Origin of the sequence: Paracoccus lutimaris (assembly GCF_003337565.1) — a bacterium.
Lineage (GTDB): Bacteria > Pseudomonadota > Alphaproteobacteria > Rhodobacterales > Rhodobacteraceae > Paracoccus > Paracoccus lutimaris.
The window spans coordinates 1-6,659 of record NZ_QPJL01000053.1 but is presented as its reverse complement, the minus strand read 5'-3'; the positions used below and the strand labels follow the sequence as shown (position 1 = coordinate 6,659).

7 protein-coding genes and 2 pseudogenes are annotated in these 6,659 nt (G+C 64.8%); 5 read left to right on the top strand and 4 right to left on the bottom strand.

Annotated features, from left to right (window positions below):
- The 3 genes and pseudogenes from DFP89_RS20945 to DFP89_RS19415 form a co-directional block, all read right to left on the bottom strand.
- Positions 1-104: pseudogene (locus DFP89_RS20945) on the bottom strand (VRR-NUC domain-containing protein); the annotation flags it as partial.
- Positions 101-340, bottom strand: a complete 240-nt coding sequence (locus tag DFP89_RS19420; protein ID WP_114350967.1) for a hypothetical protein — start codon at positions 338-340, stop codon at positions 101-103. The pseudogene DFP89_RS20945 and the gene DFP89_RS19420, both read right to left, overlap by 4 nt.
- Positions 337-597, bottom strand: a complete 261-nt coding sequence (locus tag DFP89_RS19415) for a helix-turn-helix transcriptional regulator (protein WP_114350966.1) — start codon at positions 595-597, stop codon at positions 337-339. The genes DFP89_RS19420 and DFP89_RS19415 overlap by 4 nt, the downstream gene beginning before the upstream one ends.
- 574 nt (positions 598-1,171) lie before the next feature.
- Here DFP89_RS19415 and DFP89_RS19410 point away from each other — a divergent pair.
- On the top strand, positions 1,172-2,437 hold the full coding sequence (locus DFP89_RS19410; RefSeq protein WP_114350965.1) for a tyrosine-type recombinase/integrase: 1,266 nt from the start codon (positions 1,172-1,174) through the stop codon (positions 2,435-2,437).
- Between the two features lie 25 nt (positions 2,438-2,462).
- On the opposite strand, the gene DFP89_RS19405 is transcribed toward DFP89_RS19410, so the two are convergent.
- Positions 2,463-3,104 (bottom strand): hypothetical protein, encoded by a 642-nt coding sequence (locus DFP89_RS19405; RefSeq protein WP_342770962.1) that lies wholly within the window; start codon positions 3,102-3,104, stop codon positions 2,463-2,465.
- A gap of 426 nt (positions 3,105-3,530) precedes the next feature.
- On the opposite strand from DFP89_RS19405, the gene DFP89_RS19400 reads away from it, so the two are divergent.
- From DFP89_RS19400 to DFP89_RS19385, 4 genes and pseudogenes are all read left to right on the top strand, one after another.
- Positions 3,531-3,719 carry a hypothetical protein gene (locus DFP89_RS19400; protein ID WP_114350963.1) on the top strand — a complete coding sequence of 63 codons (189 nt, stop codon included), beginning with the start codon at positions 3,531-3,533 and terminating at the stop codon, positions 3,717-3,719.
- Positions 3,720-3,730: 11 nt separating this feature from the next.
- Positions 3,731-4,705: a hypothetical protein gene (locus tag DFP89_RS19395; RefSeq protein WP_245948880.1), complete on the top strand. Its 975-nt coding sequence runs from the start codon at positions 3,731-3,733 to the stop codon at positions 4,703-4,705.
- An 11-nt stretch (positions 4,706-4,716) separates the two neighbouring features.
- A complete protein-coding gene (locus tag DFP89_RS19390) occupies positions 4,717-6,318 on the top strand; it encodes an exonuclease domain-containing protein (RefSeq protein ID WP_245948879.1) in 1,602 nt (533 codons plus the stop codon).
- A gap of 81 nt (positions 6,319-6,399) precedes the next feature.
- Positions 6,400-6,659 (top strand): annotated as a pseudogene (locus DFP89_RS19385) (hypothetical protein); the annotation flags it as partial.

Genomic DNA, 6,659 nt, shown 5'->3' with positions numbered 1-6,659 from the left:
TCGTTGGCGCAGTGGTGGATGATGACGGTGCGGGGCAGGGCGATGCGCAAGGCCTGCACGACGGCGCGCTGAAGATCGGCCTCGGGGGTGCCACGGCGCATCATCGCGCAGCCCTCCCCTGATCCTCGCGCTGGGCGCGCGCCACTCCCCGCCGCGCATCGATGACGACCAGCAGGCGCTGGGCATCGGCACGTTCGCCCGGGGTCTCGCCATGCTGGGCAAGCACGTTGCAGGCGAGCCGGATCAGGAGATCGCTGTGATGCGCGACATCGGCGATGACGGCGCGGGCCTCGGCGACGCGGTCGGCGGGCCAGGCGGAACTGCGGGGCTGGATGGTCATGACCGGCGTCCTCCAGCACGGCGACGGCGCGGGGCGGCCAGCTCCTGCTCCTCCAGCCATTCCTCGACAGCGGCGCGGCGGTAGTAGACCTTGCGCCCGGCCCGCACGCAGGGTGGACCCGTCCGCATCGCCTCCCAGCGGCGCAGGGTGTCGACCGAAAGGCCGAGTTCCAGTGCGAGGTCGAGACGGCTGATCCAGCCGACCAGTAGCGTGCGGGGTTTGTCTTGTCGGTCTGGCATCGATCCGAGATGCGGCATCGGGGTCTCCTGGTCCTGGCCCCGAAGATCGGGGACGTCTTGCAGGGACCAGTGAGCGCAGAGCCCGAGGGGTGGCGGCGAGGCGGAGGGTGGCAGAAAGGATGACGCCCTTGTGCCACCCCTTGTTTTGTTGGGGTTTCCGATGGTGATGGGGTGGCGGAAGAAGATTGCGGCCGCTCCTGCCAGATGCGCGAAACGGACGCCAAGGCCGCAAACACCGGCGAACACCCGGATTGACCAGCTTTGACCTGCATTGGAGGGCAAAGAGGGGGTGGCAACCGACACGGCACCCCTGCCACCCATTGAATTCCTTGAGGATTTGTCGCTGCGCGGCTCTTCAAAGGCCTGATTTGCGGCGTGATGACCGCGCCTGCCGCCTCAGACGTCCCATTGTGCAGGTCGGCGCCGGTCGCGCATCGAGCCGCCCAGCGCCGTAAACCCAAGAAAACAAGGGGTGGCGCGGTTCTGGCGTCCTTCCTGCCACCCTCCGCCTCCCCGCCACCTACAGCGCCATGCTTGCCTTGATAACGAGGCGAAACCACGCCTCATGTCGGATGCAAGAAGGACCGAAGCCATGCCCGAACGCATCAAGCTGACCGAGAAAGTGCTGCGCGACGCCGAGCCCGTGCCGGGGCGGGACTACCAGATCTTCGACACCGACGTGCGGGGATTTGCCGTCTGCATCTACCGGGGTGGAGGGCGGGCCTTCACGCTGGATTACCGTCATGCCGGGCGACAGCGCCGGATGACCTTTGGGCGCTGGCCGGAATGGTCAGTTTCGGCGGCCCGGGACCGGGCCAAGGAACTGCGTCGCGAGATCGACGCCGGGGCTGACCCCTTGGGCCTGCGCGAGGCAAAGCGCGAAGCTCCGCGCGTGATCGACCTGATCGAACGCTACTGCGCCGAGCATCTGCCGAAACTGTCAGCGCGAAGCGCAGCCGACCAGCGGTCGGCGCTGGCCAAGATGGTGGAACCGGTCTGGGGCCGGAAGCTCGTGACGGAAATCACCCCGACCGACGTCGACAAGCTCCTGACCAAGATCGCCGAGGGTAGGGCGCGGCCCCACAAGGAAAAGCCCAACAACCGGGCGCGCAAGCTGCAGGGCGCGAAGCCCACGCCGGTGCGTGCCAACCGGATCGGCGAGGTGTTGCGCAAGATGTTCACGCTGGCGGTCCAGTGGGGCTGGTGCGAAGACAACCCCGCCCAGCGCTTTCACCGCCGCACCGAGACCCCGCGCGAACGGTTTCTGTCCAAGGAGGAGATCGCCAAGCTGGCTGCCGCGCTGGATGCGGCCGAGGACCGGCGCGCGGCTGACATCATCCGCATGTGCATGCTGACAGGCGCCCGTCTGGGTGAGGTGCGGCAGTCCCGGTTCGAGCAGTTCAACCTCGAGCATATGAGCTGGTCGAAGCCGCCGACCATGACGAAACAGCGCCGCGCCCACCGCGTGCCGATCTCGGACGAGACCGCCGCCATCGTGCGCCAGCGGCAGCTGCTGGTACCGAAGGGATCGCCGTGGCTCTTCCCCGGCGACACGCCCGGCCAGCCGGTGCAGGAGGTCCGCCGTTTCTGGGCACAGGTCCAGAAGCAATGCGGGCTGCAGGACGTCCGCATCCACGATCTTCGCCACACCTTCGCATCGCTTCTTGTCAGTGGCGGGGCTTCGCTGGAAATGATCGGAAAGCTACTGGGTCACAGCCAGATGCAGACCACGCTGCGCTATGCCCACTTGATGGACTCGCCCCTGCGCGCCGGGGTCGACGCGGTGGCCAGCGCCTTCCGGCCAAAGCCCCGGCTGGTGCATGACGCCGACGATCAGGGCGGCCGGAAAACCGCCTGACCCGGGCCAGCGCGGACCCTGACCATCACGCTTCCTCTCGCCGCAGCGCCCTCCATATTGGCGTGATCCGTCGCCGGATGCTGCGGCTGTCGGGCATCTTCTTGCCATCCGACTGTTCGGCAAACCAGTCCTGCATCTCGGCGATCAACTCGGCTTGGGTTGAGGGCAGGCCACGATCATGGATGCGCTGAACCAGCGCAACGGTCATGCCGTCCCAGTCGTAAGGCGTGCTGGCACCCGGCCCCGCCGCCACCCGCCGCACCATGTCATTATCTTCCTCGAAGGCGTGCACCTCCTCGGCCAGGATCATCATGTCCGCGACTGCCACCGTGATGCCGCCTTGCGGATCGGTGATCAGCAGCCAGTCCTGCCGGTTCAGCGGCTGAATTCGACGCATCTGTCCCTCACTCGGGCCCGTGCCGCAGCGGCGGAACAGCGGAAGCAGATCGAAGGGCGACAGGGCGACCTTGCCTGAAATCACTTCTTCGCCACAGCGAACTGGTGCGATGCCGGTGATGATGCGGAACCGCCCCGCATCCGCCCATCCCGCGACATCGGCGATGTTGCAGCCCCAGCGGGCCGTGACTTCGTGAACGGTGAAGAATACGCGGGGCGGCAATGCCATGTCGAAACATCCTCTACTGAACCGGAGGATGGCAATGCTCACACCGCCCGCGCCCGCGCGCGGTGCGCGCAGGTTGAGTGATCGGAAGCAACGAAAACAGAGGCGCCATAGCGCCGCGACGTTGCCAAGACTGTCGTTCCGATTGACCTGTTATGCTTTTGGTTGAGGGCTGCTCTCCTCTTGCGCGAAGCCTGCACCGGCGCTCGATTCGGGGCAAGGGGGTGGCCCGCACGAAGCTGTGGATAAGAGGTGTGGGTGCGTGAAGTCGCTCATCACCGCCTTCTATCGCTGAGTGCGGGAAAGGAGTGTGAATAAAAAAACACGTAATAACAGAGTTATAGCGGGCTCCCCGAGCCTCTCATTGAAGGGAAGGGCAAATATAGTGAATCGTGAAATCACGGTATTGACGCACCGAAGTTGGCGCCTATATACATGAGTCAACAAATATGATTTCACGGAGATTGCCTCATGCGTAAGGTCGTCAGAGAGTATCAGCAGCTGTGTCGTGCTGAAGGTGTTGACTTGCTCGGCATCGAGCCGCGCGGCCGTCACTACGCTCTTCATTTCGAGAGAGGGTTCCTCATCGCGGCCTCTACCCCCTCCGATCACCGTGCGCGCCACAACCTCCGCGCCATGATCCGCCGCCTGCACGCTTGAAGGACAAGACCATGAACATGCCCGCCCCGACCCCCGAAACCATGACGGCCGAACAGCGCCGCGAGACTTGGTTCCACCGCGAACTGGCCGGATACTTCAGCGCCGATAACATCGACTACCGGCAGAACTGGGACTACGGACCCGAGCTTCTTGAGCTTCTCGCCTCCCGTTTCCGCGTGATCGAGATGATCCTCGGTGCAGAGGACGTCGCGCCGCATCTTTTCGCGATGCTGCATGGTCCCGATGTCGAGGGTGAGACCTGGCGCGAGGCGTTCGAGACTTATGACCCGGTTTTGACGCCGCACTGGACGGGCACGAAGCTGATCGACAACGCGGGCATCTATGGCCTCTACGGTGTGCTTCCTGCGGAAGTTCAGTTCGATGCGCGTAAGCCTTGGGTTGATACGCTGGCGCAGCAGCTTGACCAGTTCCGGCAGATTGCGAACCCGGAACCGCAGGGCGTGATTGCCCGGATTATCAATCTTGCCCTTTCGCGCCACGCGATGGACACCGGCGCGGGCGAGGTCGACCTGCAGTCGCTCGCCCTGTTCGGCGGCGTCACGGAAGGCCGTATCCGGAACATTCTCTCCAGCGGCGACGGCGGACTGGAAAAGGTCGGCCAGCGGGTGACGGCCGTCAGTGCAGCCTTGTGGCTGAAGGGGCGGAAGGAGTTCTTTGCCTCGATCTGGCAGCAGCCCGATGAAGCTGCCCCCGAGGCGCCGAACCCGGATTTCTCGGACGAGGTGGTCTTCGTCCCCGTCGCCGCTGACGGCAGCCATTTCCATCCCGGTCTCGCGCGCGGCGGCAAGTTCATGATCGGTGCGAAGGGCGAGGAGGTCTCGTACCCCTCCTTCAACGAGGCGCTGTCTGCCCTGCAGAAGATGGCCACGCCCCGCTGGCGGCGTCCGAACGAGGCGGGCAACTGGGGCATTGTCTCGGGGCGCGACTGGAAGCGCATCGAACGCCGCCAGTTGATGTCGATGTGATCCGGAGTTTGATGATGCGTTTCTCTGCCGAAGACCTTCTGTCCGCCCTGCTCGAAGCCGCGCCCCGCCCGACCGTTCAGGCGCCGCGCGATGCACGTGGCCTTTATGGCCTCGTCGATCACCATGGCGATCTGCGCTACATCGGCTCGACCAGTTCGACCGAACAGACATTCTACGAACGGATCCACCAGCGCCATCGGACCGGATCAGAGGGCATGAGCCACTACTTCTCTGCCATGTACAACACCGGCCGGATGTGGCGCGACCGGACGGATGCTTTGACCAAGGCCGATGGCGACATCGCCAAGGCACTGCGCAACGAGTTTGTCGTCGATCACTGCCGCGCGGTCTGGCTCCCCTTGCCCGACACGGCGGACATCGCGCGGCTGGAGGCCGAGGTGCTCTCCCTCGCGCCCGATCATGCCATCGCCTGGAACCGGCGCCGCATGCAGGCCTATGACGAGCCGGTCGATCTAGTCGAGGACACGCTGCGCCGCCTTGGCTGGGGTGCCCGCGAAAAGGCGGCTATCGAACGGCAGCGCCTGCGCTTCCTTTCCGCGATGGTTGGTTCCGTCGCGGCGCCAGCGCCGAAGCCTGCGTTCATGCGGCAGGCAAATGTCACGCCCTTTCCCGAGGGCCCGTTCCGCTTCTTCGCGCTGGATGTCGAAACGGCGAACAACGACCGTGGCAGCATCTGCCAGATCGGTGTCGCCTGCGTGCGCCCCGACAATTCCATCGAGACTTGGGTGACCTATGTCGATCCGCAGGTGGATCGCTGGGTGTTCACCTATCTCCATGGGATCAGTGCCCGCACGGTGCAGGGCGCCCCGACCTTTGCTGAGGTGCTGCCGGTCCTGCGGGATGCACTGAACGGGGCGACGGTCTACCAACACTCTGGTTTTGACCGCAGCGCCGTCGCCGCCGCCTGTGGCAACTGCGGACTGCCCGTCCCACTGTGGGACTGGCGCGACAGCGTCCATGTCGCTCGCGCCGCCTGGCCCGAGCTTCGGGGCAACGGTGGACACGGTCTCGCAAGCCTCAAGCAGCATCTGGGCCTCATGTTCGAGCACCACGATGCGGGCGAGGATGCCCGCGCAGCAGCGGAAGTGGTCCTGCGTGCCGAAGGGGTTCAACCCCCTCGCACGCAGATCCCGGTTCAGGCGGGCCGGGTGACGATTGCGGACGAAGAGGATTTCGACCTGATCGAAGGCAGCGGCGCCGCTGTGGCGATTGTCCACGAGCCCCTCGCCGCACCGATGCGGTCGGACGCAATCCTGCGCCAGCACACCGGGCGCCACATCGGCACGACCGAAATCACGCAGGGAAATATCGACAACAACCACATCTATCTCCGGAGCTTCTTCGAAAAGTTTCCGGCTGATGCGATCGGCGGATCGAACCGTGCCTCGGCCGCCCAGCGCGAAATTGCCGTGGACTGCGGCGGTGGCACTGTGGTCATGACCGACCTCGATGGTCAGAAGAAGTTCTTCCGCAAGCGCGGCTGGATCCGGGAGTTCTTCGAACGGCATGGCGTTCGCGCCGGGGACATGGTGACGGTCGAGGAAGTGGCACCCTACAGCTATCGTGTGGCGCTCCAGCGGCGTCTTACCTAGAAATGGATGCCAGGCTGCGGGATATTGGCCCCAGGCAGAATCCCGCGGCCTCGTTCCAGGCAATCACGTGAGTGAGGGGCAATGGCCGAGCGCAATGACATATCGGGCCTTCTGGCCTTCATCGGCCGGGAAGGGGACTGGCGCGAGCGGCTGCAGGATGTGGTCGCCGAACATCTGTTGCCCGCGCTCGAAGAATTCGAGATCGACCAGGACGGCTTGGCCGATCTGCTGGGCGAGCAATGGTCCGGCGTGCTTTGGGGCTGCGGGTTCGAGGATTTCCTTGGCCAGCGCTATGAGGACGGCAACATCGTCGATCTCTACCTGAAACGGCGCGGCTGGAA

Excerpts from the sequence above, each read along its gene's own strand:
- DFP89_RS19420 (WP_114350967.1), bottom strand. The coding sequence starts at position 340 with ATGACCATCCAGCCCCGCAGTTCCGCCTGGCCCGCCGACCGCGTCGCC.
- DFP89_RS19400 (WP_114350963.1), top strand. The coding sequence starts at position 3,531 with ATGCGTAAGGTCGTCAGAGAGTATCAGCAGCTGTGTCGTGCTGAAGGT.
- DFP89_RS19410 (WP_114350965.1), top strand. The coding sequence starts at position 1,172 with ATGCCCGAACGCATCAAGCTGACCGAGAAAGTGCTGCGCGACGCCGAG.
- DFP89_RS19390 (WP_245948879.1), top strand. The coding sequence starts at position 4,717 with ATGATGCGTTTCTCTGCCGAAGACCTTCTGTCCGCCCTGCTCGAAGCC.
- DFP89_RS19415 (WP_114350966.1), bottom strand. The coding sequence starts at position 597 with ATGCCGCATCTCGGATCGATGCCAGACCGACAAGACAAACCCCGCACG.
- DFP89_RS19395 (WP_245948880.1), top strand. The coding sequence starts at position 3,731 with ATGAACATGCCCGCCCCGACCCCCGAAACCATGACGGCCGAACAGCGC.